The organism is Actinomadura rubteroloni (assembly GCF_002911665.1).
Classification (GTDB): Bacteria; Actinomycetota; Actinomycetes; order Streptosporangiales; family Streptosporangiaceae; genus Spirillospora; species Spirillospora rubteroloni.
The window spans coordinates 928747-952923 of sequence record NZ_MTBP01000001.1 but is presented as its reverse complement, the minus strand read 5'-3'; the positions used below and the strand labels follow the sequence as shown (position 1 = coordinate 952923).

27 protein-coding genes are annotated in these 24177 nt (G+C 71.8%); 18 read left to right on the top strand and 9 right to left on the bottom strand.

Features of this window, described 5'->3' with window-relative positions:
• Positions 1 to 23 precede the first annotated feature (23 nt).
• Genes BTM25_RS29460 through BTM25_RS04160 form a run of 8 tightly spaced genes read left to right on the top strand, consistent with a single transcriptional unit; the run spans position 24 to position 6508 of the window.
• Positions 24 to 500, top strand: coding sequence for a hypothetical protein (locus BTM25_RS29460; protein ID WP_168211995.1), 477 nt, complete (start codon positions 24 to 26; stop codon positions 498 to 500).
• Entirely contained in the window at positions 497 to 1567 is a 1071-nt protein-coding gene (locus tag BTM25_RS29455) for a peptidoglycan-binding protein (protein WP_168211994.1), read from the top strand. The genes BTM25_RS29460 and BTM25_RS29455 overlap by 4 nt, the downstream gene beginning before the upstream one ends.
• On the top strand, positions 1564 to 2253 hold the full coding sequence (locus BTM25_RS04185) for an ABC transporter ATP-binding protein (RefSeq protein WP_103561412.1): 690 nt from the start codon (positions 1564 to 1566) through the stop codon (positions 2251 to 2253). The genes BTM25_RS29455 and BTM25_RS04185 overlap by 4 nt, the downstream gene beginning before the upstream one ends.
• Before the next feature lies 1 nt (position 2254).
• The gene (locus tag BTM25_RS04180; RefSeq protein WP_103561411.1) at positions 2255 to 3475 is read left to right on the top strand and encodes an ABC transporter permease; all 1221 of its coding nucleotides are present in this window, start codon (positions 2255 to 2257) and stop codon (positions 3473 to 3475) included.
• Positions 3476 to 3478: 3 nt separating this feature from the next.
• Positions 3479 to 3982, top strand: coding sequence for a D-alanyl-D-alanine carboxypeptidase family protein (locus tag BTM25_RS04175; RefSeq protein WP_103561410.1), 504 nt, complete (start codon positions 3479 to 3481; stop codon positions 3980 to 3982).
• A 32-nt stretch (positions 3983 to 4014) separates the two neighbouring features.
• Entirely contained in the window at positions 4015 to 4779 is a 765-nt protein-coding gene (locus tag BTM25_RS04170; RefSeq protein WP_103561409.1) for an SDR family NAD(P)-dependent oxidoreductase, read from the top strand.
• Positions 4776 to 5873, top strand: coding sequence for an MBL fold metallo-hydrolase (locus BTM25_RS04165; RefSeq protein WP_103561408.1), 1098 nt, complete (start codon positions 4776 to 4778; stop codon positions 5871 to 5873). The genes BTM25_RS04170 and BTM25_RS04165 overlap by 4 nt, the downstream gene beginning before the upstream one ends.
• A complete protein-coding gene (locus BTM25_RS04160) occupies positions 5870 to 6508 on the top strand; it encodes a TetR/AcrR family transcriptional regulator (protein WP_103561407.1) in 639 nt (212 codons plus the stop codon). Before BTM25_RS04165 ends, BTM25_RS04160 begins: the two co-directional genes overlap by 4 nt.
• Here the strand turns inward: BTM25_RS04160 and BTM25_RS04155 are convergent.
• The 3 genes from BTM25_RS04155 to BTM25_RS04145 form a co-directional block, all read right to left on the bottom strand.
• The gene (locus tag BTM25_RS04155; protein WP_103561406.1) at positions 6498 to 7463 is read right to left on the bottom strand and encodes an NAD-dependent epimerase/dehydratase family protein; all 966 of its coding nucleotides are present in this window, start codon (positions 7461 to 7463) and stop codon (positions 6498 to 6500) included. The two genes, BTM25_RS04160 and BTM25_RS04155, sit on opposite strands and share 11 nt — an antisense overlap.
• A gap of 24 nt (positions 7464 to 7487) precedes the next feature.
• On the bottom strand, positions 7488 to 8615 hold the full coding sequence (locus tag BTM25_RS04150) for a fatty acid desaturase family protein (protein ID WP_235828217.1): 1128 nt from the start codon (positions 8613 to 8615) through the stop codon (positions 7488 to 7490).
• Between the two features lie 74 nt (positions 8616 to 8689).
• Positions 8690 to 9961, bottom strand: coding sequence for a lipase family protein (locus BTM25_RS04145; RefSeq protein WP_235828215.1), 1272 nt, complete (start codon positions 9959 to 9961; stop codon positions 8690 to 8692).
• A 148-nt stretch (positions 9962 to 10109) separates the two neighbouring features.
• On the opposite strand from BTM25_RS04145, the gene BTM25_RS04140 reads away from it, so the two are divergent.
• Positions 10110 to 10724, top strand: a complete 615-nt coding sequence (locus tag BTM25_RS04140; RefSeq protein ID WP_168211993.1) for a TetR/AcrR family transcriptional regulator — start codon at positions 10110 to 10112, stop codon at positions 10722 to 10724.
• Here the strand turns inward: BTM25_RS04140 and BTM25_RS04135 are convergent.
• Genes BTM25_RS04135 through BTM25_RS04125 form a run of 3 tightly spaced genes read right to left on the bottom strand, consistent with a single transcriptional unit; the run spans position 10721 to position 12869 of the window.
• The gene (locus tag BTM25_RS04135) at positions 10721 to 11062 is read right to left on the bottom strand and encodes a GatB/YqeY domain-containing protein (RefSeq protein ID WP_205647956.1); all 342 of its coding nucleotides are present in this window, start codon (positions 11060 to 11062) and stop codon (positions 10721 to 10723) included. The two genes, BTM25_RS04140 and BTM25_RS04135, sit on opposite strands and share 4 nt — an antisense overlap.
• A gap of 30 nt (positions 11063 to 11092) precedes the next feature.
• Positions 11093 to 12310 (bottom strand): flavin-containing monooxygenase, encoded by a 1218-nt coding sequence (locus BTM25_RS04130; RefSeq protein WP_103561404.1) that lies wholly within the window; start codon positions 12308 to 12310, stop codon positions 11093 to 11095.
• Positions 12311 to 12320: 10 nt separating this feature from the next.
• Positions 12321 to 12869: an OsmC family protein gene (locus BTM25_RS04125; RefSeq protein WP_103561403.1), complete on the bottom strand. Its 549-nt coding sequence runs from the start codon at positions 12867 to 12869 to the stop codon at positions 12321 to 12323.
• 70 nt (positions 12870 to 12939) lie between these two features.
• Between BTM25_RS04125 and metX the strand changes: the two genes are divergently transcribed.
• The 5 genes from metX (at position 12940) to BTM25_RS04100 (ending at position 18272) form a co-directional block, all read left to right on the top strand.
• The gene (gene metX / locus BTM25_RS04120; protein ID WP_103561402.1) at positions 12940 to 14100 is read left to right on the top strand and encodes a homoserine O-acetyltransferase MetX; all 1161 of its coding nucleotides are present in this window, start codon (positions 12940 to 12942) and stop codon (positions 14098 to 14100) included.
• A 14-nt stretch (positions 14101 to 14114) separates the two neighbouring features.
• Positions 14115 to 15431: an O-acetylhomoserine aminocarboxypropyltransferase/cysteine synthase family protein gene (locus BTM25_RS04115; protein ID WP_103561401.1), complete on the top strand. Its 1317-nt coding sequence runs from the start codon at positions 14115 to 14117 to the stop codon at positions 15429 to 15431.
• Entirely contained in the window at positions 15428 to 15898 is a 471-nt protein-coding gene (locus BTM25_RS04110) for a CoA-binding protein (RefSeq protein ID WP_103561400.1), read from the top strand. The genes BTM25_RS04115 and BTM25_RS04110 overlap by 4 nt, the downstream gene beginning before the upstream one ends.
• Positions 15899 to 15961: 63 nt before the next feature.
• Complete coding sequence (locus BTM25_RS04105) at positions 15962 to 16816, top strand: hypothetical protein (protein WP_103561399.1); 855 nt, start codon at positions 15962 to 15964, stop codon at positions 16814 to 16816.
• Between the two features lie 139 nt (positions 16817 to 16955).
• Positions 16956 to 18272, top strand: a complete 1317-nt coding sequence (locus tag BTM25_RS04100) for an esterase-like activity of phytase family protein (RefSeq protein ID WP_103561398.1) — start codon at positions 16956 to 16958, stop codon at positions 18270 to 18272.
• A gap of 275 nt (positions 18273 to 18547) precedes the next feature.
• Here BTM25_RS04100 and BTM25_RS29450 read toward each other — a convergent pair whose 3' ends face one another.
• The gene (locus BTM25_RS29450; RefSeq protein ID WP_168211992.1) at positions 18548 to 18700 is read right to left on the bottom strand and encodes a hypothetical protein; all 153 of its coding nucleotides are present in this window, start codon (positions 18698 to 18700) and stop codon (positions 18548 to 18550) included.
• Positions 18701 to 18893: 193 nt separating this feature from the next.
• Between BTM25_RS29450 and BTM25_RS04095 the strand changes: the two genes are divergently transcribed.
• The gene (locus BTM25_RS04095) at positions 18894 to 19397 is read left to right on the top strand and encodes a hypothetical protein (RefSeq protein ID WP_146058947.1); all 504 of its coding nucleotides are present in this window, start codon (positions 18894 to 18896) and stop codon (positions 19395 to 19397) included.
• Positions 19398 to 19411: 14 nt separating this feature from the next.
• Here BTM25_RS04095 and BTM25_RS04090 read toward each other — a convergent pair whose 3' ends face one another.
• On the bottom strand, positions 19412 to 20101 hold the full coding sequence (locus BTM25_RS04090) for a hypothetical protein (RefSeq protein WP_146058946.1): 690 nt from the start codon (positions 20099 to 20101) through the stop codon (positions 19412 to 19414).
• Between the two features lie 200 nt (positions 20102 to 20301).
• The gene (locus tag BTM25_RS04085) at positions 20302 to 21153 is read right to left on the bottom strand and encodes a hypothetical protein (protein ID WP_103561395.1); all 852 of its coding nucleotides are present in this window, start codon (positions 21151 to 21153) and stop codon (positions 20302 to 20304) included.
• A gap of 152 nt (positions 21154 to 21305) precedes the next feature.
• Here BTM25_RS04085 and BTM25_RS04080 point away from each other — a divergent pair, with 152 nt between their 5' ends.
• The 3 genes from BTM25_RS04080 (at position 21306) to BTM25_RS04070 (ending at position 24177) form a co-directional block, all read left to right on the top strand.
• Positions 21306 to 22892, top strand: a complete 1587-nt coding sequence (locus BTM25_RS04080; protein ID WP_235828211.1) for a PHP domain-containing protein — start codon at positions 21306 to 21308, stop codon at positions 22890 to 22892.
• Positions 22889 to 23407: a hypothetical protein gene (locus BTM25_RS04075; protein ID WP_103561394.1), complete on the top strand. Its 519-nt coding sequence runs from the start codon at positions 22889 to 22891 to the stop codon at positions 23405 to 23407. The genes BTM25_RS04080 and BTM25_RS04075 overlap by 4 nt, the downstream gene beginning before the upstream one ends.
• A gap of 125 nt (positions 23408 to 23532) precedes the next feature.
• Entirely contained in the window at positions 23533 to 24177 is a 645-nt protein-coding gene (locus tag BTM25_RS04070) for a ferritin-like domain-containing protein (RefSeq protein WP_103561393.1), read from the top strand.

Sequence of the window (24177 nt, the reverse complement as noted above, 5' to 3'; positions counted from 1 at the left end):
ACCGACGCGAAGGAGACCATCCCGTGTTCAACCGGATTCTGCCGCTGGCGGCGCTCCCGATCCTCCTCCCGGCGCTCACCGGGTGCGGCGGCTCCGGCGGCTCCGGCACGTCGACCGCCGCGCAGAGCGACCTGTTCGTCAAGTACGCGCAGTGCATGCGGCAGAACGGCGTCCCGGAATGGCCCGACCCGATCGACGGGGACAAGTACCGCTTCAAGATGGGCACCGTCGATCCCAAGTCGCCGCAGTTCAAGGCCGCGTTGCAGAAGTGCAAGGACCTCGCGCCGCCCGGCTGGGACGGCAAGCCCACCAAGCAGGATCCGGCACAGCAGACGCAGATGCTGAAATACGCCCAGTGCATCCGCAAGAACGGGGTGCCGAGCTTTCCCGACCCTCAGGGCGGAACGCTCGACCCGGGGAACGTCGACCTGGAGTCCCCGCAGTTCAAGGCCGCCGACGAGAAGTGCAAGGAGCTGCGCCCGGCGGGGGCCGGCGGATGAGCGCGAAACGAAGAGTGCTGGCCGGGGCGGGCGTCCTGGCCGTGCTGGCAGCGGGCATCGTCGTCCTGAACCCGTTCGGCGAGGAGAAGGCGAAGTCCGCGCCGGCCACCGGTGGCACCGAGCTGGCGGCGGTCCGCGAAGGCTCGCTGTCCACGCAGGTGACCCAGAGCGGGACGCTCTCCTACGCGGCCCACGCCGACGGCACCCCGTACACCGTGGTCAACCAGGCCAAGGGCATCTACACCTGGATCCCCGGGGCGGGGAAGCAGGTCGACTGCGGCAAGGCCCTCTATCGGGTGGACGAGCGACCGATCGTCCTCATCTGCGGTGACACCCCGGCGTACCGAACGCTGTCGGTGGGCGACAAGGGCCGCGAGGTGCGCGACCTCAACGCGAACCTGGTGCGCCTCGGTTATGCCGCCACGTCCGTACGCACGTCCGACTACTACAGCGCGGAGACGGCGGACGCGGTCGCCGAGCTTCAGGACGACCTCGGCGTCACCGCGACCGGACGCCTGGACCTCGGCGACGCCGTCTTCCTGCCCGGCCCGCTCCGCGTGACGAAGACGATCGCCGAGCCCGGGACCCCGGCGGCGCCCGGCGGCCGGGTCGCCACCGCCACGACGGCCCGCCGCCAAGTGCTGGTGGAGCTGGACGCGGGCCAGCAGGCGCAGGTCAAGGTCGGCGACCGCGCCGAGATCACGCTGCCGGACGACCGGACGACCACCGGCCGGGTCGGCCGCATCGGGACGGTCGCCCGCGCCGACGACGACAAGAACCCCACAATCCCCACGTACATCACCCTCGACCGCCCGAAGGACGCCGGCACGCTCGACGCGGCCCCGGTGCGCGTCCGGATCACGACCGACGGCGTCGCGAGGGCGCTGATCGTCCCGGTGACCGCGTTGCTGGGCCGGCCGGAGGGCGGCTACGCCGTCGAGGTGGCCGCGAACGGACGGAACCGGCTGGTCAAGGTGACGCTCGGCATGTTCGACAACGACAACGGGCTCGTGCAGGTGTCCGGCGCCCTGTCGGCCGGCGACCGCGTGGTGGTGCCGGCCTCATGAGCGCGGCACTGGACCTCGAAGGCGTCACCAAGACCTACGGCGGACGGGCGCCCGTGCCCGCGCTGCGCGGTGTGAGCTTCACCGTCGCGCACGGCGAGCTGGTCGCGATCGTCGGCCCGTCCGGGTCGGGGAAGACGACGCTCCTGCACGTCATGGGCACGTTGGAGCGTCCGACCGAGGGCGTCGTGAAGATCGACGGCATCGACGCGGCGGGCCTGAACGACCGGCAGCTCGCCGCGCTGCGCGCCCGCAGCATCGGGTTCGTGTTCCAGCAGTTCTTCCTGGCCGAGCACGCGACCGCGCTGGAGAACGTCGCGGACGGCCTGCTGTACGCGGGCGTGGAGGTCGCCGAGCGGCGGCGCGGGGCGGCCGAGGCGCTGGAGCGCGTCGGGCTCGCGCATCGCGGCGGGTTCCGGCCAACGCACATGTCCGGCGGCGAGCGGCAGCGCGTGGCCATCGCCCGCGCGCTCGTCGGACGGCCCGCGATCGTCCTCGCCGACGAGCCGACGGGCAATCTCGACAGCGCGACGGGCGCGTCGATCCTCGACCTGCTGCGTGAGCTGAACGCCGAGGGCGCGACGATCGTCATGATCACCCACGACGGCGGGCTCGCCGCGCGGCTGCCGCGCCGGATGCGCGTCCTGGACGGCCGGGTCGTCTCCGACGAGCACGGCGAGGCGGCCTGACATGGCGACCGCTCTCGTGCCGGCGCGGCTGCGCGCCGGCGACCAGGCCCGCGTGGCGAGCACCGGCCTGCGCGCCCGTCCGCTGCGCGCGGCGCTGTCCGCGCTCGGGATCGCGATCGGGACGACGGCGATCGTCGCGGTCCTCGGCCTGTCGTCGTCGTCCCAGGCGGGCCTGCTGGCGCAGATCGACCGGCTCGGCACCAACCTGCTGACCGTCAAGACCGGACAGAGCTTCACCCAGGAGGAGGCGGTGATGCCGCTCGCGGCGCCCGCGCGGGTGTCGCGGCTCCCGTCCGTCGAGGCGGTCGCGCACACCGGGACGGTCGACGACGCGAAGGTGTACCGCAGCCCGCTGATCCCGTCCGTCAGCACGAACGGCCTGCAAGTGCAGGCGGCGAGCCTGAACCTGCCGCAGGTGGCGGGCGCCGGGGTCGCGCACGGACGCTGGCTCAACACGGCGACGGCCACCCGGCCGGCCGTCGTGCTCGGCGCGGCGGCGGCGCGACGGCTCGGCTTCGACCGCGTCTATCCGGGCCAGCGCGTGTGGCTGGGCAGCCAGTGGTTCTACGTCGCGGGCATCCTGTCCCCGGCGACGCTCGCGCCCGAGATCGACACGAGCGCGCTGGTCGGTTATCCGGCGGCGAGCCGCTATCTCGGCCACACGAGCGACGGCACGGCGGACGGCCCGCCGAGCACGCTCTACGTGCGGTCCGCGACGGACGCCGTCGAACGGGTGCAGTCCGCCCTGGCGCGGACGGCGAACCCGGAGGCGCCGAACGAGATGGACGTGAGCCAGCCGTCCGACGCGCTCACCGCCCGCGCCGCCGCCAAGGGCGCGTTCAACAGCCTGTTCCTCGGCCTCGGCGTGGTCGCGCTGCTGGTCGGAGCGGTCGGCGTGGCCAACATCATGATCATCTCGGTGCTGGAGCGCCGCGCGGAGATCGGCCTGCGCCGCGCGCTCGGCGCGACGCGCGGCCAGATCCGCACGCAGTTCCTCGCGGAGGCGATCATGCTGGCGGTTCTCGGTGGGGTGGCCGGCGTGGCGGCCGGGGCGGCGGCGACGGCGGTGTACGCGGGCGCCAAGGGATGGACGGTCGTCGTCCCCGCCGAGGCGTGGGCGGGCGGGCTCGGCTCGGCGCTCGTCATCGGCGCGGTCGCGGGGCTCGTCCCCGCGCTGCGGGCCGCGCGGCTCGCGCCGACCGAGGCCCTGCGGACGGCCTGAGCGATGAAGGCGCACGTCCTCGCGGCCGTCACCCGGCTCGTCGCGGTGCTGCTGGTCCCGGCCGCGTTCTGCCGCGCGCCGGGCCGCGCCCGCTTCCTCGCCTGCCAGTGGGCGCTCAGCCTGCGGTTCCCCGCCGAGGACCTGCGCGGCCTGGCGGCCGAGACCCGGACGGCCTTCACCCGCGCGCGGGCCGAGGCGTTCTGGCGGGACGGCCAGTTGATCGGCCTGACGTCCGGGCACCGCGACGCGGCCGAGCAGTACCGGATCTTCCTCGCGGAGGTGCGGCGCACGGGCTCGGTCGCGGCGGCGCGGCGCCGGGTGCTGCCGCCGCAGGAGTCCAGCCACGTGCGGGGGCTCGCGCTGGACGTCCGGCCGACCGAGGGCGCGCGGTGGCTCGAACGGCACGGCGGACGGTACGGGCTCTACCGCGTCTACGACAACGAGTGGTGGCACTTCGAATACTGCCCGGCCGAACCGATCCGGCTGCCGCATCCGGGCGCCGCTTGACAGCCGCCGCGCAATCCTGAAATCTGTATTTCATGATTGCGGTCGTCACCGGAGCGGCGGGCGGACTGGGCGCGGCCCTGTGCCGGGCGCTCGCCGCGCGCGGCTACGCGGTCACCGGCGTGGACGTCGCCCCGGGCCCGGACGTCGCCGAGATCCTGGACGTCACCGACCTCGCCGCCTGCCGCGACCTGGCCGAACGCCTGCGGCCCCGGGTCTGGATCAACAACGCCGGGGTGCTGGCGGCCGGGGACGTCCTCGGCCAGCCCGACGCCGACGTCCGGCGCTGCGTCGAGGTCAACCTGCTCGGCGTCATCAACGGCAGCCGCGCGGCGGCCCGGGTGATGGCCGAGGACGGGCGCGGCCACATCCTGAACATCGGGTCGCTCGCGTCCTGGGTGCCCGTGCCCGGCGAATCGGTGTACGCGGCGACCAAGCACGGCGTCCGCGCGTTCACGCTCGGCCTCGCCGCCGAGTTGCGGACGTCGAACGTCAAGGTCTCCCTGCTGTGCCCGGACGGCATCTGGACGCCGATGCTGCACGACCGGCTGCGCGACGGGCACGCCGCCATGAGCTTCACCGGCCGCCGCCTGCTGGACGCGCCGCGCGTCGCGTCCGCCGCGCTGGACCTGCTGGACTCCGGCTCGCTCGTCGCGAGCGTGCCCCGTGCGCGCGGCGCGCAGGTGCGGGTGCTCGGCGCGGTGCCGGAGCTGTGGCTGGCGCTCGCGCCCGTGCTGCGCCGGATCGGTTCGTTCAACCAGCGGCGCCTCGTCCGCCGGAACGCTGAGGAGAGGTCATGACGGTCAACGAGCGCGGCGACCTGCCGTCCGGGTTCCGCGGGATCGAGGTGTTCGACGAGGTCAACGCCATCGCCGAGCCCGGTCGGCAACTCCAGGCGATCCGGTCGCGCGCCCCCGAGTTCCAGAGCTGGTTCCGCGCGCAGGGCACGGCCGTCGCGGTCGAGACGTGCGACCTGGTCGCGACGCCGTTCCCCCGGGAGTACGCGCTGTGGCGGGCGGCGCTGTCGCCGACGCCGTTCGTCCGGATCTACAACCGGATGATGGTCGTGCGGTTCGACGACTTCGACGGCGTCCGGCGCACGCTGCTCGTGGAGCCGACCGACTCCAGGCTCGCCGAGAACACGCCGTTCTTCCGGGCGCTGGCCGACCGGTTCGGCCCGCGGATGCGCGACCTGGCCGTCGTGTGGGGGCCGACCGTCGCCGAGCACCTGGCCCGGCTCGGCATCGACCCGGCCGAGATCGACTACATCACGTTCGACCACCTGCACGTCCAGGACCTGCGCCCGCACCTCGGCACGACGACGCCGCAGCCCGACCTCGGCACGGCGGAACCGCTGTTCCCGAACGCGAAGCTGCTCGTCATGCGGCCGGAGTGGGAGCAGATGCAGCGCCTGCATCCGTTGCAGCGCAACTTCTTCCAGCCGGAGACGTACCGCGACCTGCGCACGGACAACGTCGTCTGCCTGGACGGGGACGTCCTGCTCGGCCCCGGCGTGGCCATCATCGCGACGCCAGGGCACACGATCGGTAACCAGACGCTCGTCCTCAACACCGACAGTGGGATCTGGACGCAGTCGGAGAACGGCGTGCACCCCGAGAGCTACCAGCCCGAGCGGTCCCGGATCCCGGGCCTGGCGCGGTGGGCGAGGTCGTCCGGCCAGGAGGTCGTCATCAACGCCAACACCCCCGAGCTGGCCGCGCTGCACTACAACTCGATGGTCAAGGAGAAGCTCATCGCCGACCGGGGCGGGCCGGGCGGCGGCTGGATGCAGCACTTCGCCAGCTCCGAGCTGACGCCCTGGCGGCTCGCGCCCCTGGTGTCGCCCTCGTTCACGTACGGCGCGCTGCGCCACGGTAGCCTCAAGGAGGAATGACAGGACGACCGTACGGCGGACGCGACCCGCAGCAGCGCCAGCGCGAACGACGGGACCGGCTGCTCGCGGCGGCCCTGGAGCTGTACGGCACGGCCGGCTACAACCCGACGACCATCGCCGACGTCTGCCGGACGGCGGGCGTCGCCCCCGCGCACTTCTACGAGCTGTTCGGCAGCCGCGAGGAACTGCTGCGCGTCCTGTACGACGAGATCGTCACGACGACCTTCGACGCCGTCCTCGCCGCCGTCGCCGACCAGTCCGTCGACCCGGCGGTCCGCGTCCGCGCCGGGCTGACGGCCTACTGCGACCATCTGCTGACCGATCCCCGGCGCGCCCGCGTGCAGTGCATCGAGGTCGTCGGCGTGTCCGCCGAGATGGAGGCGCACCGCCGCGCGGTCATCCGGCAGTACGCCGAGTTCCTGGCCGCCGAACTGAACGCCATCAACGACCGGAGGCCGAACCCGGCCGAACCGGACCCGGCCTCCGACGCGCTGCTGGCCACGGCCGTCGTCGGCGGCGTCAACGAGGCGATGATCGACTGGCTGCTGCTGGACGAGCGGCCCCCGGTCTCCGCGCTGCTGTCCGGCCTCACGCTGATGCTCACCGCGGTGGCCGACGCGCGGCTCAACCCGTAGGGACCAGGCCGCGCGCGGCGAGCCACTCCCGGGTGAGGGCCATGCCGTCCGCGAGGACGACGGCGGGCTGGTAGCCGAGCGTCCGGCGGGCCTTGGCGATGGAGTACGTGCCGGTCCGCGTGAGGTAGCGCAGGCTGACGGGGTTCAGCTCGCTGCGCACGCGGGCGACCCGGGCGAGCGCCGCGAGCGCCGCGACGGCCGGGAGCCCGGCGGCGGTCGGCACGACGAGCGGCCCGCGCTTGCCGAGCATCCGGTGGTAGTACCCGAAGAACTCCTTGCAGGTCACGCCGGTGCCGCCGCTGAGCGTGAACACCTGCCCGGCGGCGCCGGGATGCCATGCGGCGAGCAGGAGGCCGTCCACCAGGTCGTCGATGTAGACCGGGCTGAAGACGCCGTTGCCCATCGCGGGCAGCACGAACCGGTTCTTCCTGATCAGTTCGACGGGCAGGACCGTCCACGGCCGGCACCCCGGTCCGTACACGTCGCCGGGCCGGACGATCACGGCCTCGATCTCCCCGGCGGCGTGCGCCTGGAGCGCGACCTGCTCACACGCGATCTTGGTGTCGACGTACGGGTTGCCGTCCGGGCGCACGGGATGGTCCTCGGTGACGCCGTCCGGGAACCCGGTGTCGGAGAACGCCCGCACCGACGACAGTAGGACGAACCGGGACACTCCGGCGCGCCCGGCGGCGTCGAGGACGCGGCGCGTGCCGACGGTGTTGACCCGCCACTGCGCGTCCATCCCGGCGGCGTTGGAGACGATCGCGGCGGTGTGGACGACCACGTCCGCGCCGGCGAGCCCGTCCTGCCACGCCCCCGGCTTCGTGATGTCACCGCCCTCGACGCCGGGGCCCGGCACCAGGTCGACGCCGGTCACGACGTCCCCGCGCGCGGTCAGCCGTTCGGCGAGCGCGCGGCCGATGAAGCCGTTCGCGCCGGTGATGAAGACGTGCATCGGCCACCTTTCGAGGGGGGCGTCTCAGCCCCAGTGCTTCCCGCGGCTCGGGAACGCGTGCCGGACGACCTTTCCCCAATGGCTCGCGACCTGCCGGGGAAAGGAGCCGGAATGGTAGGGCAGCCCGTAGCGGGCGCAGATCTCCTGGACGCGCGGCGCGATGCGGGCCAGGCGGTTGCTGGGGACGTCCGGGAAGAGGTGGTGCTCGATCTGGTGCGACAGGTTCCCGGTGAGCAGGTGCAGCAGCGGGCCGCCGGTGATGTCGGCGGAGCCGAGGAGTTGCCGCAGGTACCACTGGCCGCGCGTCTCGCCGTCCAGGACGGTTTCCGGGAACACGTCGACGTCGCCCGGGAAATGGCCGCAGAAGATGACGGTGTGGACCCAGGCGTTGCGCAGGATGTTGGCGGCAAGGTTCGCGGTCAGCACGTACCGGGCGTTGCGCCCGGCGAGCACCGGGAAGGCGACGTAGTCCTTGAGCGCCTGGCGGGCGAACTTGCGTCCGATGTCGGCGAGGCCCTGCTTCAACTCCTCCTCGGTCTTCTCGCCCGATTCGAGCTGGGCGCCGAGGTCGTACACGGCGTTGCCCAACTCGAACAGCCCGGCGAACAGCAGATTGTAGAAAGGCTGGGCCAGATGGACCGGGTGCCACGGCTGGGCGCCGTTGACGCGCAGGATCGTGTAACCGATGTCGCGGTCTTTTCCGAGGATGTTGGTGTAGGTGTGGTGCAGGACGTTGTGGGCGTGCTTCCACTGGTCGGCGGGGCAGGCGTTGTCCCACTCCCAGGTCGTGGAATGGATTTTCGGATCCCGCATCCAGTCCCACTGGCCGTGCATGACGTTGTGGCCGATCTCCATGTTCTCCAGCGCCTTGGCCACGGTCAGGCAGGCCGTCCCCGTCCACCACGCCCACCGGCGGGACGCGCCGAACAGCAGCGCGCGGCCCGCGACCTCAAGGCCGCGCTGCGCCGCGATGACGCGCCGGATGTAGCGGGCGTCGGCGGCGCCGAGATCGGCGAGGACCTCCTGGCGGAGCGCGTCGAGTTCGTTCCCGAGTTCTTTCACGTCCGCGTCGGACAGGTGCGCGCCCGCGCGCGGGACGGAACCGTCGTGGGCGAGCAGCCGCATCATGCGGGACACCACGGTGCTGGTCATGTCGAGGGCTCCGTTCCTGCGTCGGGCGGGGAGACCGGGGCCCCGGGGAGGTGTGTCCGGGGCCCCGGCCGGGATCAGCAGCCGTTCTGGAACGGCTTGCCGTCGAAGCGGTCGGTCAGGAAGTTCAGGACGTCACCGGCGGCGCCGAACATCGTGGTCGCGTGCTCCAGCGGGTACCCGATCTTGTAGGTGTTCTGGACGCCGGCCTGGCAGTAGGCCTTGTGGAGCTGGTCCTGCGGCTCGTGCGGCAGGATCTCCTCGAAGAACCCGCGGTACAGGAAGACCGGGAAGCCGATCTTGTACGTGGCCGAGGAGTTCGGCCCGCCGACGTCCTGGCCGAGGTTGAGGCTGTCGGCGATCTCGCCCCACGTCTGGCCGTTCGGGCCCTTCACGGCGTAGAGCTGCTCCAGCGACAGCTTGTCGGTGGAGAAGTTCTCGACCTTCGCGCCGGCGAACACCGCGAGCGTCCCGAACAGGCAGTTGGCCTTGACGTCCTTCTCCGCCTGCCGGCCCGCGTCGTTCATGAGCTGGTCGAAGGGCATCTCGGGGTACTGCGCCTTGAGCCCGATGAGCGTGTCGGCGAGGAACCCGGCGAAGAAGCTGCCGTTGAGCTGCTTGGCGGCGGCCTTGAGGTTGGCCGGGATGCCGCCCGCCGCCGCACCCACGACGTTGAGGTCGGGGGCGTAGGACGCGGCGAGCTGCGCGGCCCACCCGGCGGTGTTGGCGCCCTCGGAGTAGCCGTCGATGGCGACCTTGCCGTCCGCCGTCAGGCCGGTGCCCGTCAGCTTGCGGGCCGCGCGCACCACGTCGAGGGTGGCCGGGCCGTTGGCCTTGCCGTTGACGTAGTAGTGGGTCTGGCCGTCCAGGTAGCCGACGCCGTCCGTGGCGGCGAGCGCCCAGCCCTGGTTGAGGAAGCCGGACAGGTTCGGCGCCTCGTACTGGTCGTTGAACCCGGTCGTCATCTGCTTGGACAGCGAGCACTGCGAGCCCGAGCCGTGCGTGAACGGCGCGTAGGCGACGGTCGGCCGGGATCCGCCCTTGGTCCAGGCGGCCTCGGGCACGGCGACCGTGCCGGACGCGGCGACCTTGTTGCCCTTGGCGTCGGTGGTGACGTACTGGACCTTCCACGCCTTGAGCTTGGGCGCGTTCGGGATGAACGTGAGCTGCGTCGGCGCGCACGCGAGAATGTCGCCGGGGCTGCCCGTCACGGACGCGGGCGGCTTGTAGATGTCGGCGTCACTGGCGGAACACCCGGTGTCCGCCGACGCGGTCTCGGCCCAGGCGACGGGGACCGTCACCAGCGCGGCACTTACACTCAGTGCCGCGAGCGCGGACGTGATCTTCACAGCTCCTCCTCGGGGGGCATCAGAGACGGCCCCGTCTCCGATGAGCAGGACGCAAATGTGACAGACGACGGCGACGGAAACTATGAAGCCGGAGACGAAAACGACGATGGCGGGACCGGAATCCAGTGACAAGCGTCGCTATCGCGGCATGGACGGCGACGAACGCCAGGCCGCACGTCGCACCGGCCTGCTCGAAGCCGGGCTGGAGCTGTTCGGCACCGTGGGATACCCCGCCACCACCGTCGAGGCCGTCTGCCGGCAGGCGGGGCTCGCCAAGAAGTACTTCTACGAGTCGTTCGCCGACCGCGAGGCCCTGATGCTCACGATCTACGACGACCTGATCCGGCAGGGGCAGGAGGCGGCGCTCATCGCCGTCGCCGAAGCCGGTCCCACGATCGAGCAGCGGATCACGGCCGGGCTGACCGCCACCGTCCACGCCTTCGGCACCGACCCGCGCGTGACGCGCCTGGCGTTCCGCGAGATCATCCGGGTCGCGACGCACGGCTCCGAGGAGCGGTACCGGCAGGTCAAACGCGACTTCGCCGAGTTCATCATCGGCGTCCTGACCGAGACCGTCGGGATCCCGCGCACCAAGCGCATCCAGATGGGCACGACGCAGCTCGTCGGGGCGTTCAACGAGCTCATGACCGAACGGGTCCTCGGCCATCTGGACGCCACGCTGGACGAGATCACCGAGATCTCGATCACCCTGTTCACCGTCTTGTACGAGCAGTACATGCGCGAGCTGGCCGAAGGGCGCTAGCCGAGGACGCCGGCGAGGACGTCGGCCTCGGCCTGGAAGCGCTCGGCCTGCTCTGCCTTCCCGGCGCGGGCGTAGTCGGCGGCGAGCGTGCGGCGCTCGGCGAGTTCCGCGCGGACGATCTTCTCGACGTCGTCCTCGGTGAGGTCGCGCCGGGGCACCTCGGTCGCGCCGACGCCGACCGGGGTCAGCTCGACGGCCTGCGCTCCCGCGTCCGCGACCGCGACGGCCCCGGCGTTGTCGATCGCGGCGAGCGTCGTCCGCAGGACGGACGCGGCGGTCCGGTCCCGGCTCTTCATCGCGACGACGAGCGCGTCCTTGAGTCCCTGGCGCAACGGCACGGCAGCCCCCTTTTCGGGCTTACCGTACCGTCACAGCGCGGCGGCGAGGTGCGCGATCACCTCGCGGGCGTCGTCCTCGACGCCGTGCAGGAACGTGGACTTGCGGCGCCGCAGCACCGGCAGGCCCAGCGCGTACAGCCCGGGTCCGACGACGCCGCCGTCGTGGCGCAGGCGTCCCTTGTCGTCCAGGACGGGCACGTGCAGCCAGCCGTACTCGGGCCGGAACCCGGTCGCCCACACGACCGTGCGGATCTCGCCGCCGCGCAGGTCGAGCCGCAGCCGGGGCGACGCGGGGACCCGTGTCGGCGCGAACCGCTCGGGCGGCGGCGCGTCGGTCCCGGACGAGGCCGCCCACGCGTCGAACGTGTCCAGCAGCCGTTCCATCTTGAGGTCGGCGAGCGACGCGACGTTGCGCAGCCCGCCGGAGAACAGCGCCCACCCGTCGCGCACGGCGGCGAGCCGTCCGACGATCTCGACGCCGAGCGCCGACAGCTCGTTGAGCCCCAGCGTCTCGCGCGCGGGAGACCCGACGAGCTGCGGCGACGGCAGCCGCCGGGCGCGCGTCAGGTCGTCGATCTCGTCGTACCGCTGGTCCCAGACGCCGGACGCCTCCATCCACCCGAGCACGTCGCGGCCCCGGTAGGTGCGCGGCAGCCGGACGTGCTCGCCGGCCGCGAGCGTGACCGGACGGCCCGTCCGGCGGATCTCGGCCGCGAGCTGCACGCCGGTCGCCGACGCGCCGACGACGAGCACGCCGCCGTCCGGGAGCCGGTCGGGCGCGGCGTAGTCGAACGGCGTCACCTGGACGACGGACGCGGGCACCTCGGTGTGGAACGGCGGCACGACGGGCCGGTTGCACGCGCCCGACGCGAGGACGACCGACCGCGCGCCGAGCGGCCCGAGGCTCGTCTCCAGCTCGTAGCCGGTGCGCCCGGCCCGCACCGACGTGACGTCCACGCCGGTGCGGACGGGCGCGTCCGCGACCTTGGCGAACCCGGCGATGAAGTCGGCGACCTCGCCCGCCGTCATGTAGCCGTCGGGGTCCGGGCCGTCGTAGCGGTGGCCGGGCAGGCGGCTCTGCCGGTTGGGCGTGAGCAGCCGCAGCGAGTCCCAGCGTTCGCGCCGCCAGGAGTTGGCGATCTCGCCGCGTTCCAGGACGACGTGCTCGATTGAGCGGTCGCTCAAGAAGCGGCTCGCCGCCAGGCCCGCGTGCCCCGCGCCGACGACGGCCGTCGTGACGTGCTCGATGTCGGCGCTCCTAGGCCACTTCGACGGTGACGCTGGTCGGGTTGGTGAGCGCGTCGAACACCGCCGACCGCTTCTGCGACTGGGCGACCAGCGCCTCGATGTCCTTCTCGGACGCGTCGGCGTCGATGGTGAACGTCACCTTGATGTCGTTGAACCCGTTGCGCACGTCGCTGTCCGCGCCGAGGATGCCCCGGATGTCGTGGTTGCCCTCGACCGTGGACTCGACGGACCGGAGCTGGATCCCCCGGTTCTGCGCGACGGACGCGACCCCGGCGGTCAGGCAGCTCGCGAGCCCGACGAGCAGGTACTCGATCGGCGTGATGCCGTTGTCCTCGGCGGCGAAGACCTCGGGGTGGTCGGCCTCGAAGACGGCCTCGGACTTGTGGTTCTGCTCCTGGCCGAGGCCGAAGAACTGCTGGATGCGCGTCGTGCTGTGGACGCCGTCCTGCCACTTCGACGTGGCGCGCCACGTGAACTGGGCGGCCTCGGGGGCGCCCTTCAGCGCGTCCCGCGCGTCGAGCAGCGCCTTGACGTTGACACCGTTGGAGACCGTGGTCATGGCGACCCTTTCCATGTTTGCCTACCGGTAAGCTTGACAATACACGCGGTGAGCCGGGCAACATAGCCCCATGAAGCTCGCGGCCGGTTCCGTCGGAACCGTCGAGACGCGGATCCTCGACCTCCCCGGCCCGGTCCCGCTCGACTGCGGGCGTGCGCTGTCCCCCGTCCGCGTCGCCTACGAGACGTACGGGACGCTGTCCCCCGCGCGCGACAACGCGATCCTCGTGTGCCACGCGCTGAGCGGCGACGCGCACGCCGCCGGGACGTCCGCGACGCCGACCGGCACGCGCGACGGGTTCGCGGCGCGCGGCGGCCGGAACCTCGGCTGGTGGGACGGCATGATCGGCCCCGGCAAGGCGTTCGACACCGATCACTTCTTCGTCGTCGCGGCGAACGTGCTCGGCGGCTGCGGCGGGACGACCGGGCCGTCCGCGCCCGATCCCGCGACCGGCCGCCCGTACGGGCCGGACTTCCCGGTCGTCACGGTCGCGGACATGGTCCGCACCGAACGCGCGCTGCTCACCGCCCTCGGCGTCGACCGGCTCGCCGCCGTCGCCGGGGGCTCGCTCGGCGGGATGCGGGCGCTGGAGTGGGCCATCCTCTACCCGGACAAGGTGGACGCCGTCGTGGCCATCGCGTCCACGCACGCGCTGTCGCCGCAAGGTGTGGCGTGGAACGCCATCGCGCGCGAAGCGATTCTGCGCGACCCCGATTGGCAGGACGGCCGCTACTACGGCACCGGACGCTCCCCCGACTCAGGGATGGGCCTCGCGCGGATGGTCGGGCACATTACGTACCTGTCCGCCGCCGCACTCGACGGCAAGTTCGGACGGCGTCTCCAGTTCTCCGACGACATCCGCCACACGCTCACCGAACCCGAGTTCCAGGTCGAGAACTACCTGCGGCACCAGGCGGACGGGTTCGTCCGCCGGTTCGACGCGAACACCTACCTGCTGCTGTCGCGGGCGCTGACGTACTTCGATCTCGCGCGCCAGCACGGCGGCTCGCTGGAACGGGCGTTCGCCGACGTCACGGCCCGCACGCTGCTGATCTCGTTCGACTCGGACTGGCTGTACCCGCCGTCCGGGTCGCACGCGATCGAGCGGGCGCTGCGGGCGCTCGGCAAGCCGGTCGAGGCGCACGTGCTCGACGCGCCGTACGGGCACGACTCGTTCCTGCTGGAGGAGGCGCGGCAGATCCCGATCGTCCGGCGGTTCCTGTCCCTGTGAGATCCGAGGAAGCGATGACCGACACACCTCCGCGCGCCGAGGACGGCCGCGCGTTCGGGTTCGAGACCCGGCAGTTGCACGCCGGGCAGCGGCCCGACCCGAACACGGGCGCGCGGGCCGTCCCGATCTTCCAGACGACCAGCTACGTCTTCGAGGATCCGGAGTCGGCGGCGGCGTACTTCAACCTCCAGGAGTACGGCAACACCTACTCGCGGATCATGAACCCGACGGTCGCGGTGCTGGAGGAGCGGGTCGCGAACCTGGAGGGCGGCTGCGGCGCGGTCGCCTTCGCCAGCGGGATCGCGGCGCAGGCGGCGGCGCTGTTCACGCTGCTGGAGCCCGGCGACCACGTGGTGTCGTCCACGGCTCTGTACGGCGGGACGGTCAACCAGCTCAAGCACCTGCTGCGGAAGATGAGCGTCGAGCTGACCTGGGTGGACCCGGGCGATCCGGACGCGTGGCGGAAGGCCGTCCGGCCCACGACGAAGGCGTTCTTCGCCGAGACGATCGGGAACCCGGCCGGGAACGTCCTCGACATCGCGGCCGTGGCGGACGTCGCGCACGAGCACGGCCTGCCGCTGGTCGTGGACAACACGTTCGCGACGCCGTACCTGTGCCGTCCGATCGAGTGGGGCGCGGACATCGTCGTCCACTCGGCGACGAAGTTCCTCGGCGGGCACGGGACGAGCATCGGCGGCGTGGTCGTGGAGGCCGGGACGTTCGACTGGTCCAACGGGCGTTTCCCGGTCGTCGCCGACCCGTCGCCCGCCTACCACGGCCTGAAATTCCACGAGACGTTCGGCACGTACGGCTATCTGATGAAACTCCGCGCCGAGACGCTGCGGGACCTCGGCGCCGCCCTGTCGCCCTTCAACGCGTTCCTTCTGCTCCAAGGCTTGGAGACGCTGTCGCTGCGGATGGAACGGCACGTCACGAACGCCCGGACGGTCGCCGAATTCCTTCGGGGCCATGACCAGGCGTCGCGGGTGACCTATGCCGGGCTGCCGGGCAGCGAATACCGTCCGCTGGTCGAGAAGTATTTGCCGCGCGGCGCCGGCGCGGTGTTCTCGTTCGACTGCGCGGGCGGGCGGGACGGCGGCCAGGAATTCATCAAGGGCGTCACGCTCTGGTCCCACCTGGCCAACGTCGGGGACGCGAAGAGCCTGGTCATCCACCCTGCGAGCACCACGCACCGGCAGCTCTCCGACGACGAGCTGGCGGCGGCCGGCGTGAGCCCGGGAACGGTGCGGCTGTCGGTCGGGCTCGAATCCGCCGATGACCTGCTGTGGGATCTGGAACAAGGCTTCGCGAACGCCAGGGCGGTGGCATGAGTAATCAGGATCCGCTGACCATTCAGCGAGTGCTCAACTCGGCCCGGACGGTCGCGATCGTCGGCCTTTCGTCCAACGAGCTGCGGGCCAGCTATTTCGTCGGCTACTACCTCAAGCGGCACGGCTACCGCGTCATCCCCGTGAATCCGCGCGAGACCGAGATCCTCGGCGAGACGTCCTATCCGAGCCTTCTCGACGTGCCCGTCCCGGTGGACGTGGTGAACGTGTTCCGGGCGCCGTCCGCACTGCCGGGCATCGCACGCGACGCCGTCGCGATCGGCGCGGGCGCCCTCTGGTGCCAGTTCGGCGTCATCGACGAGGAGGGCGAGCGGATCGCGGCGGACGCCGGGCTCGCGGTCGTCGTGGACCGCTGCCTCAAGATCGAGCACGCGCGGTACCGGGGACGGATGCACTGGCTCGGCTTCGACACCGGACGCGTCACGTCCGTCCGGACGGGCCTGCAGTAGCGGTTCACGTCCCGCACACGCGGCGGCCACGCGGAGATCATCCCCGGCGGCGAAGGTCCCCGCATGACCATCATGTCTCTGGTGCGCCGGTCCGCCGCCGCGTCGCTGCTCGCCCTCTCGACGTCGGCCGCGTTCGCCGTGCCCGCGCACGCCGCGTCCAACGCCGTCCCGACGTACGAAGTGAAGATCAACCTGACGGTCGCGGCGCTGGACGCGTCGCACAATCCGACGTCGGCGGTGAAGTCGGCGTTCGGCATCACGGGGTCGGCGAACGCGCGGTCGTACGCGTACTACGACACGAACCCGCTGGAGCTGAACGGTGAGGGCTGGGACGTCCGGCTGCGCCACAAGTCCGGCAAGTCGTTCGAGGAGACGTACAAGAAGCGCTGGCCCATCACCAACGGTGACATCAACGGCGCGCTGACGACGGCGAACAATGACGGCTTCGACAGCAGCGACACCAACTACGACTGCGAGGTCGACTGGGGCTACGCCAAGCAGACGTTGAGCTGCGCGACCGAGAAGAGCCACAGCTCCAGCGGCTACTCGGGCACGGCGCTGCCGACGAGCGACACCGGACGCACCTGGCTGGTCAACGACATTCCGGGCAAGCTGACGGACTGGTCGGCCAGCGGCTGGGGCAAGACGATCCTCAAGGCGTCGCGGGCGCACGGCCCGGTGACGTCGAAGGTCTACGGCGGCGCGTGGGGCGCGTCCGACGACGCGAGCATCGAGGTCGTGCCCGTCGTCGGCGCGGACGGGACCGGCACCGAGTACATCGTCGAACTGTCCTTCAAGACGGACAACTACAACGACGCCGCCACACTGCACAACGACGCCATCGCCGTGGCGGACGCGCACGGCTGGCTCTACCACGGGGACATCCTGAAGACGCAGCTCGTCCTCGGCCGCTACTGACGACCTGCGGGGTTCCGGTCGCCGCCGACAGGTGTTCCGGACGCGGCGGATCTGGGTTCACGACGATGTCAGCGCCGGTTCACGCGTTCCGTGGACCGTCTCGGAAGAATCTTCACGTCTCGCCGAGGAGCGCATCTTCATGGCACGACCCATCCGCCGCGGGATCACCGTCGCGGCGACCGCCGCCGCGCTGCTGGCGCCGGCCGCCGCCCACGCCGACGCGCCGCCGCCCGGCACCGTCGTCGCCACGGCGACCCTGCCGGACATCCCCCTCGGCACGTTCTCCAACGCGCTGCTGCCCGGTTCCGTCGCCGACGACCGCGGCGTCGACCTCGGCGGCATCGGCAGCGACCTCTACCCCGCCGGCCGGCCCGGCGAGTTCTGGACCGTCACCGACCGCGGCCCGAACGGCCAGATCAAGATGGACGGCGACAACCGCCGCACGTTCCCCGTCCCCGGCTTCGACCCGGCGATCGTCAAGGTTCGCGTCCACGGAAAGCGCCTGGACGTCATCAAGGCCCTCCCGATCACGACCGCGCACGGCAAGCCGGTGACCGGCCTGTCCAACCAGCCGGTGCGCGACGAGACGCCCTACGACTACAACGCGACCGCCAAGCTGGACTTCAACCCGAACGGCCTGGACACCGAGGGCGTCGTCCCGGCGCACGACGGGACGTTCTGGCTGGTGGACGAGTACGGCCCGTCCCTGGTCCACGTCTCGGCGAAGGGCCGGGTGCTCGCCCGGTACGTCCCGAAGGGCCTGGCTCTGACCGGCACGGACTACCCGGTGGTCGAGGCGCTGCCGTCGATCTTCCTCACCCGCAAGGGGAACCGCGGGTTCGAGGGCCTGACGCCGCTGCCCGGCGGCGACCTGGTCATCGCGCTCCAGAGCCCGCTGCTCAACCCGTCCAAGGCGGTCGGCAACGCGTCCCGGACGACGCGCCTGCTCCGCTTCTCGCCCCGCCTGAACAAGGTGACGGCCGAATACGCCTACCGCTTCGACCCGGTGAACGTGGTGGACCCGTCCGCGACCGACACCAGCGACCTCAAAATCTCCGCACTGGCGGCGATCGGCCCGGAGACGCTGCTCGTCCAGGAGCGCACCGACAACGCGTTCCGCCTGCACCGCGTCACCCTGACCCGTTCCGCGAACATCCTCGGCACCCCGTGGGACGCGCCCGCGACGACGCCGTCCCTCGAAGCCCTGCCCGACCCGGCCGCCGCCGGCGTCCCGGTCCTGCCCAAGCGCCTCGCGATCGACTTCACAAAGGTCGCGGGCGCACCGAAGAAGGTCGAGGGCATCGCCGTCCTCAACCCGTGGACGATCGCCGTCATCAACGACAACGACTTCGGCATGACCGACGGCCCCGCCGCCTTCGACACGAACGGCCGCCTGGTCGACAGCGGCGTCCAAACCACACTGGTCACCATCCACCTGACCACCCCCCTGCACTGACCCCCACCGAACACGGCCGGACGCCCCACAGCGCCCGGCCGTGCCCCATTCCAGGCCGTCCACAGGATCCGCATGGCGCCGGCACCATCGCCATCGAACTAGGGCTGTGCAGAACGGCCAGCGCCCGCGCACGCGCCTCCGGCTCGCCGACGTTGAGCAACCGGTGGATCGCGTCCACGCTGTACCGGCGGTGCCTGACGTCGTCCTGCCGTCGCGGGTCGGGAAGCAGCTTTCCCGGCTCCTCGGGGGCGAGGCCGTCGAGTGCGGGACGGGATTCACCCCGGCGCGGCCGACCGCATCGTGGTCACGAGCCGGGACGGAGTCTCGTCCCGCTGGTTCGTGAAGACATCCGGCATGATCATGCTCTCGCCGCCAGGTATCGAGGCGAAGGTGGCGAGATCGCTGCCCCCTTCGGTCGTGATTCCCACCTTCGCTGGTCGGGCGGCTCGGCGACCGGACGTTCTGGTCTTCGCCAGCGCCGGGTCCCATGACGCTTGACGCACGCCCCACTGATCCGTGAAAGCTACGTAGCGGGCATGTGTTCCCGCTAACTTGGTGCCGCCCGGAAACCGGTAGTTGAGGATGGTTGTGAGAAATTACGCCGTGCGACTCGGGGGCAGCGTGCTGACGCTGGCCGTTGTCTTTGCCGTGTCCGCGTGCGAGGACGACGCGAAGCCCGGCAGCGCCGTGTCCGGGCCGCAGGCTGGGCGGACGACGGTGAGTTCCACGCCGTCGGTGCCCGCGCCGCCTCCGTCGCCGTCCCCGACTTTGGTGCCCAGGACCGTTGACGCGGCGATTGCGCGTTATTTGACGGCTGTGCGCGCGCTTGGCTCGGGGGATCTTACGACCGTGTGCGTCATTGCCGGGCCTGCGGCGAAGCGGGCCGAGGCGCAGGGGTTCGGCAAATGCCGGACTACCTTCTCCATCACGCGGAGCATGTTCTCCGACGCTCAGTTGGCTGCGCTGCGGACCGCGACCGTCAACAAGGCGATGGTGACGAAGCGGGCCAACGGTGACGTGGACGTCCCGGCGCGCGCCGTCGTCGCCGCCACTCGGTTCACCGCGCATGACCTGAGCGACCTGACGCTGTCCTATCGTCACGGCGACTGGTTCATTGTCGACTGATTCGTGGACGGCTCTCAGGCGGGTGGAGACGTCAGGCCGGCGGTCTGGGCCGTGTGAAGGGCTGCGGCGAGGTCGAGTGGGAATGCCGCTAGCCAGGTGAAGTCGTCTGTTGAGAGTCGGCGGGCGTGGGCGGCTCGGATCAGGTGTTCCAGGGCGCCGGATTGGGCTTGGTGGATCGCTTCGTCCAGGGCTTCCTCCAGGGCGTCGAAGTCTTCGGCGTCTTCATCGAGGGTCTCGCCGAGTTTGTAGCCGAGCAAGACGTCGGCGGCGCTGTGGATAAAGGTGCTCAGGTCGGCGGCGCGGCCTACCGTGGCGGCTACGCCGTCGTCTTTCAGGTCCTCGGGATAGGGGACGCGGTGCCACGCGGTGTCGTGCCAGTAGACGAAGCCGAGTTCGTTGGCCTTCTGGAGGTCGGCCAGGTCGTCCAAGGGGAGCCAGGACGGTGCGCCGGACAGGAGGTCCAGGCCCGCGTCACGGGTGTGACTCATTTCGTGGTCGCAGCCGTAGAGGACGGCCCGGTCGTCCGTGAGCAGCAGCGTCCACGTGTTGCCGCCGCCGTCGTCGTGCGTGACCTCGGCGCCGCGCAGCGCGAAGGTCGGGTACCCGTCGAACGGGATCGCGGCCTCCAGGGCGGCCATCGCGGCGGCTCGCGCCCACAGGTCCCAGGGGGCGGGCAGTTCTTCCGGACGTGCTGGCTTGTGCATCGCCGTCCCATCGCATGGCGGAATGTCGTAGATCAGATGATGCGCGTGCCGGAGAGGTTCGCGCGCGGGAACGGCCGATCTGCGGCCGTCGGCCGGCTGGCGCGGACGTCCGGCGGAGATCCGGGTGGAGCGGGGCGCTTCGGGAGCTGAGCGCTCGGGCCGTCCGGCGCGCAGGCGTCGCGCGCCGGACGGGCCGGGGGTCAGCGGCGGAAAGTGTAGACGGTCGTGTTCGCGTCGCACGGGGCCGGCGGGACGACCTCGACGCGCAGCAGCCCGGTGGCGGGGTCGTAGTCGTTGCCCTCGGTCTCGAACTCACCCTGGCACTTGCTGACCAGCGGAAGCTGGCCGAGCGAGGTGACCCGGGCGGTGACGTCGCGTCCCCGCAGCGGACGGCTCAGCTTGATCTGGAGGAGCTGCTTGGTGGTCGGGAACAGGTCGGTGCCCGTGTCGTCGGTCGCGCAGAGCAGCGTGGTGGGGTTGACGAAGTCGCAGCCCTGGACGTCGCGGACGGGACGGTCCAGCGTGATCCGACCCGCGAGCTGGAGCGTTCCACCCGCGCGCGGCGTCGACCGGTTGAGGATCGGCGTCGGCAGCACCAGGAGCCGGTTCATCGTGCCCCACTCGCCGCTGACCAGCCACTGCCCGTCCGGCGAGACGGCGGCGTAGGAGTTGTTCATCAGCTCGCCGGGCGCCAGCGGGTGGACGTACCGGTAGTGCTCGCCGCGCGGGGTCGTGACGTAGAACATCTTCGCGGCGGGGTCGGCGGCGGTCCACTGGTAGGCGTCGAAGAGGTAGCCCCGGGCGGCGTCGGGGTCGCCGACGTGGCCCCAGCCGTCGGCCCGCAGCGCGTCCGGCACGGTGCCGTTCCCCTCGAAGTGCAGTTCGTGGCGCAGCGTGGTGAGGCCCTGGTTCGCCAGGGGCGACGGCTGCTCCGCGCTGCCGGTCAGTTTCCAGGCGCCGAGGCGGAAGGTGCCGGCGGACGCCGTCCCGGCCAGCGCCACGACGAGCGCGGCCACGGCGGCCAGGCAGCGGGCGGTACGTGAGGTGATCATGGCGGGCAACCCTGGCAGCCACGCGTTGCCCGATGGTGAACCCTGTCCCGACATCCGGTGAGTTTCGATGAATGATCACTCTTCGTACGCCTGGCCGTCGTTTCGCTCGCCTACGGTCACGCTCGCTGAAGATTGTCATCGAGGAGGACCACGTGGGCCATCACCACGACAACGCGGCGCCCTACGCCGACACGACGGTGCCGGACGCCGAGCTGCCGCCGGGCGAGCTGGCGCGGCGCCGCTTCCTGCAACGGCTCGGCCTCGTGGGCGCGGCGGCGGCCGGGAGCGGCCTGCTGGAGGGCACCGCGTCGGCGGCGGCGCGGCCCGGCCCGGACCCGGGACGGCTCCAGTGGCTCGCCGGGGACCACCACGTCCACACGCAGTACAGCTACGACGCGATGCACACGGTCGCCCAGCAGGTCACGGCCGGACGGCGGCACGGCCTGGACTGGATGGTGATCACCGACCACGGGCACGTCGCGCACGAGAAGTTCGCGGTGGAGACGACGTACGCCGACGTCCTCAAGGCCCGCGCCGCGAACCCGTCGATGCTGCTCTGGCAGGGACTCGAATGGAACGTGCCATCCGGGGAGCACGCGACGGTGTTCTTCGACGCGACCAAGAACGAGATCGCCGCGCTGCACGCCTTCGAGAAGCTGTTCGACGGCAACGTCAACGGGACCAACCACACGTCCGACGCCAATGAGGCGACCGCGCTGGCCGCGCTGCGCTGGATGTCGGGCCAGATCGACCGGGGCGCCATCGACTCGGCGCTGATGATCGCCAACCACCCGAGCCGCAACGGCCGCTACACGCCGCACGAATTCCGCAACTACCGCGACACCGCGCCGCACATCGCGGTCGGCATGGAGGGCTCCCCCGGCGCGCAGAACGACGGCGGGCACCGGGGCGGCTACGGCAACGCGCCGGGCGGCGACTCCTGGACCGGCTGGCCGTCGGAGTCGTACCGGACGTTCGGCGGCTTCGACTGGATGACCGCCAAACTCGGCGGGCTCTGGGACGCCCTGCTGGCCGAGGGCAAGGGCTGGTGGATCACCAGCAACTCCGACATCCACCAGGCGAACGGCAGCACGCTCGTCCGGCCCGACACCCCGGGGGACTGGTACGACACCCACGGCGGTTATCCCGCCCCGGTCGATTCCGGCACGCCGCAAGAGCACGCCGACTTCTGGCCGGGCGAGTTCAGCCGGACGGTCGTGGGCTCGACCTCGCGCAGCTTCCACGGCGTCATGGCGGCGATCCGCGCGGGCCGCGTGTGGGTCGGGATGGGCGGCCTGGTGTCCGCGCTGGACGTGCGCGTCCACGGCGGCGGACGGCCCGCCACGCTGGGCGGACGGGTCCGGGTCCGGCGCGGGGACGACGTCACGGTGCGCATCACCGTGCGCCCGGCCACCACGCCGAACACCACCGGCCGGATTCCCCGGCTGGCGCGGCTCGACCTGATCCGGGGCGCCGTCACCGGCCCGGCCGCCGACCGGGACGCCTTCACCAACCCGGACGTGTCGGTGGTCGAGTCCTTCACCCCGTACGGCCGGAGCCCGGTTCTTCACTTCGAGCACCGGTTCCGCAAGGTGCGCGACCCGTTCTACGTGCGCGTCCGGGGCACCGACGGCCACCGGTCGAACGGGCTGGAACCGATGATGGACGTCCAGGGCGCCCCCGCCCCGTGGGACGACCTGTGGTGCTACGCCAACCCCGTCTTCGTGGACGTCGTATGACCGTCCTCGGTGTGAACGCGGGCCTGCGCGATCGGTCGGCGCTGGAACAGATGGTGCTCGACGTGGTGCCGGACCCGGTGTTGTTCTGCACGCATCCGGGGCGCGGCCACCAGGCGGCGTCGGTGGAGCTCGGGACGCAGGACGTGGAGTCGGTCGTCGCGGCGTTCGTCGCCCGGGGCGCGGCGGTGGCGCTGGACGACCGGATCGCCGGCCCGGACGAGCACCGCCCCGGGGCCGTGGCCGCTCGTGCCGCGCACCGCCGCGCGGGCCGCGCCGTGCGGTTCCCGGGCCAGCACCTGCTGTGCGGCACGCTGACGGTCGAGGACGCGGTGGCGACGGGCGCCGTGGACCGCGTCGAACCGCTCGGCGGGCCGGTGCCGCCCGGCACGCCGCTCGTCACGCACGATTTCGTCCGGCCTGTGTACCGCGCGGGGACGCTGGTGCTGGAGGTGACTCCGGCGGCGGCCGGGGTGATCCCGTTCGAGCTGGAGCACCAGGACCTCTGCGGCCACTGATTTGAGCGGTTGCTCAACCACCGCGTTGAGCAACCGCTCAAATCCTGCGGTTGACCGTCCCGCCGGTCCACAAACCGCCATATTCAGGACGAACCACCTGGGCATTCGCCGCGTCAGACCCGGTCATGACCTTCGTCTCCTGGCGCACGAACTTCGAGCAGGCCGCCCTCCACCGTCCGAGCGACCCCGACTGGACGCGCGGCGCGCGGCTCCCGCGGGCGGTCGTGCGCAGCGTCCAGCGGTTCCAGCTCGGCGAGAGCGGCGACGGCGCGGGCCTCATCCGCAAGGCCGAGCGGACCGGCGACGCCGACTACGCGACGGCCGTGAAGCTGTTCGTCGCCGAGGAGCGCGACCACGCCCGGCTGCTCGCCGAACTCCTGTACGCGGCCGGCGCCCCCACGATCGACGCCCACTGGACCGACACCGCGTTCGTCCGGATGCGCCGCCCCTTCGGACTGCGCGCGGAACTGCTGGTGCTGATGGTCGCCGAGGTCGTCGCGCTGCGCTACTACCGGGCGATGCGCGACGGGTCCACCGACCCGCTGGCCGCCGAGGTGGGCCGCCGGATCCTCGCCGACGAGCGCCGGCACGTCCCGTTCCACCTGGCGAGACTCGACGGCCTGCCCGTGCCCGTCCGCTGGGCGTGGCGCGCGGTCGTCGCGGCGGCGACCGTGGTGGTGGCCGTCGACCACGGCACGGCGCTGCGCGCGTGGGGCGTGTCCCGGCGCGCGTTCATCCGCGACACCCTCGCCGAAGCGCACCTCGCCTGA

What these genes read in the sequence shown, in the direction of transcription:
- BTM25_RS04070 (WP_103561393.1), top strand. Translation starts at nt 23,533, where the DNA reads ATGACCTTCGTCTCCTGGCGCACGAACTTCGAGCAGGCCGCCCTCCAC.
- BTM25_RS04100 (WP_103561398.1), top strand. Translation starts at nt 16,956, where the DNA reads ATGGCACGACCCATCCGCCGCGGGATCACCGTCGCGGCGACCGCCGCC.
- BTM25_RS04115 (WP_103561401.1), top strand. Translation starts at nt 14,115, where the DNA reads ATGACCGACACACCTCCGCGCGCCGAGGACGGCCGCGCGTTCGGGTTC.
- BTM25_RS04105 (WP_103561399.1), top strand. Translation starts at nt 15,962, where the DNA reads ATGACCATCATGTCTCTGGTGCGCCGGTCCGCCGCCGCGTCGCTGCTC.
- BTM25_RS04170 (WP_103561409.1), top strand. Translation starts at nt 4,015, where the DNA reads ATGATTGCGGTCGTCACCGGAGCGGCGGGCGGACTGGGCGCGGCCCTG.
- BTM25_RS04085 (WP_103561395.1), bottom strand. Translation starts at nt 21,153, where the DNA reads ATGATCACCTCACGTACCGCCCGCTGCCTGGCCGCCGTGGCCGCGCTC.
- BTM25_RS04155 (WP_103561406.1), bottom strand. Translation starts at nt 7,463, where the DNA reads ATGCACGTCTTCATCACCGGCGCGAACGGCTTCATCGGCCGCGCGCTC.
- BTM25_RS04160 (WP_103561407.1), top strand. Translation starts at nt 5,870, where the DNA reads ATGACAGGACGACCGTACGGCGGACGCGACCCGCAGCAGCGCCAGCGC.
- BTM25_RS04140 (WP_168211993.1), top strand. Translation starts at nt 10,110, where the DNA reads ATGGACGGCGACGAACGCCAGGCCGCACGTCGCACCGGCCTGCTCGAA.
- BTM25_RS04165 (WP_103561408.1), top strand. Translation starts at nt 4,776, where the DNA reads ATGACGGTCAACGAGCGCGGCGACCTGCCGTCCGGGTTCCGCGGGATC.
- BTM25_RS04075 (WP_103561394.1), top strand. Translation starts at nt 22,889, where the DNA reads ATGACCGTCCTCGGTGTGAACGCGGGCCTGCGCGATCGGTCGGCGCTG.
- BTM25_RS04185 (WP_103561412.1), top strand. Translation starts at nt 1,564, where the DNA reads ATGAGCGCGGCACTGGACCTCGAAGGCGTCACCAAGACCTACGGCGGA.
- BTM25_RS04180 (WP_103561411.1), top strand. Translation starts at nt 2,255, where the DNA reads ATGGCGACCGCTCTCGTGCCGGCGCGGCTGCGCGCCGGCGACCAGGCC.
- BTM25_RS04110 (WP_103561400.1), top strand. Translation starts at nt 15,428, where the DNA reads ATGAGTAATCAGGATCCGCTGACCATTCAGCGAGTGCTCAACTCGGCC.
- metX (WP_103561402.1), top strand. Translation starts at nt 12,940, where the DNA reads ATGAAGCTCGCGGCCGGTTCCGTCGGAACCGTCGAGACGCGGATCCTC.
- BTM25_RS04090 (WP_146058946.1), bottom strand. Translation starts at nt 20,101, where the DNA reads ATGCACAAGCCAGCACGTCCGGAAGAACTGCCCGCCCCCTGGGACCTG.
- BTM25_RS29455 (WP_168211994.1), top strand. Translation starts at nt 497, where the DNA reads ATGAGCGCGAAACGAAGAGTGCTGGCCGGGGCGGGCGTCCTGGCCGTG.
- BTM25_RS04125 (WP_103561403.1), bottom strand. Translation starts at nt 12,869, where the DNA reads ATGACCACGGTCTCCAACGGTGTCAACGTCAAGGCGCTGCTCGACGCG.
- BTM25_RS04175 (WP_103561410.1), top strand. Translation starts at nt 3,479, where the DNA reads ATGAAGGCGCACGTCCTCGCGGCCGTCACCCGGCTCGTCGCGGTGCTG.
- BTM25_RS04150 (WP_235828217.1), bottom strand. Translation starts at nt 8,615, where the DNA reads ATGACCAGCACCGTGGTGTCCCGCATGATGCGGCTGCTCGCCCACGAC.